Annotated in this window: 1 protein-coding gene; it reads right to left on the reverse strand. The window is 70.4% G+C overall.

From position 1 onward, the window contains the following. Positions 1–186: 186 nt before the first annotated feature. A partial coding sequence (locus tag AC07CM_RS50885) for an NF041680 family putative transposase (protein ID WP_478883356.1) occupies positions 187–1,582 on the reverse strand: 1,396 nt, incomplete at its 5' end.

Here is a 1,582-nt window from a genome sequence, read left to right on the forward strand (position 1 = left end):
TCCTCCACCCGCACTACCGCGGCCTTCCGCCGCGCTTCCAGAACCGCCCGCATCGACGGCATCCGACACCCCCACGGCAACTTGATCAGCAACGAGTCGAGGGTTCCGTGACAGCCGCAATCCCATGTCTGACCAGCGGAATCCGCACACGAGGTTCGGAAAGAGAACGACCTCTAACCTTGACGTTTAATGTGGGCGGGCTTGGTGTTGCTTGATCGACTCGGCGCGTTTGACCGTCTTGCCGACGTCGTGGTGCCTGGCCCGGTGTTTGTTCTTCGAGCCTGCAGGCCGTCCCGGCCCTGGCCGGGACGGTTTCGGTGCGGCCGCTGGACGGGCCGTGGTCGCGTGGACGTTGCGAAACCCCCGCCGCACCCGGGCCGGGGTGAGTCGGCGGGGCTCGGCCGGTCGTTCCCAGGGGCGGCGTAGGTCCTCGGCGAAGGGCCGGGCGAGGCGGAGCTGGGTGTGGGCGGCGATGATGAGCCAGGTCCACAGGTCGGCGGTGTCCGCGTGGCGGACCTTCGGGGCGGTCCAACCGAGGGTCTGTTTCATGAGCCGGAAGGTGTGCTCGAGGTCGAATCTGCGGAGGAAGGACTGCCACCAGCGGTCCACGTCCGCCGCTGTCGCGGCGGTGGCCGAGCACCACAGCCAGACCGGCTTCGGGTCGCGGTCGCCCGGCAGACGCTCGACCTTCAGACGGATCAACGTGCCGTGCAGGATGGGCAGTTCCTCTTTCGCGTGGTCCAGCCAGGGTCCGCGGTGGGTGAGGCGGGGGTGCATCCGGTCCCAGGCTCTGGCCTCGGCCTTGCCGTAGCGGGTGGTGTCCGTGACGGTGGTGACCTCGGGTTCGTGCCAGCTGTCGGGCTTGGCGAAGGTCAGGACGCCGCCATGCCGGCGCGGCCGTCCGCCCTTCGGCCCGCAGCGGGCGGGGCCGGGATCGCGGAGCATGACGCGGTCCGAGCGCAGGCGTCCGACCAGGACGACGGGCAGGTCCGCCAGGGCGTGGGAGAGGTAGGCGACGTCGTAGCCGGAGTCCATGACGATCCAGATCTCCGGATCACCCGCCCGCCACTGCTGGGCCTGGATCAACCGCTCGACGGCGTCGCGCAGTTGGGCAGCGGTGACAGTGGTCGCGTCGTCCGCCGGCCCGAGGCGCACGGCGTCCAGCAACGCGACCCAAGAGGTCCGGCCGGTCTCCAGAGCGGCGACGAAGGAGTACGGCCAGCCCGGCACGAACTGATCCCGACTGCGGGCACCGCGTCCGTAGACATGGCAGAACAGCCGGTCCTCGCTGGTCGAGGCGTCAGGGCGGAGCCAGTTGCTCACGTCCACAGCCAGAACGATCCGCCCGTCGGCTGCCCTTGGCAGCGGCAGGCCCGCCAGCGCGCGCCGCAACCGGGCCGGCTCCGCCCAGCCCCGGTCCAACGCCGCGTACATCGCCCCGTGCCCGCGCCGGTGCTCGACCGCCAGCGACAGCTCGACCAGCGTCTTCACCGGCCCGTCCGCACACAGCACCGCGTCCGTGAGCTCGAAGAGCGCATCCGCACGGGCGTAAAGGCACTCGTAGAACTCGACCCGAAAGCGG

It is taken from the genome of Streptomyces sp. NPDC044061, from assembly GCF_056434305.1.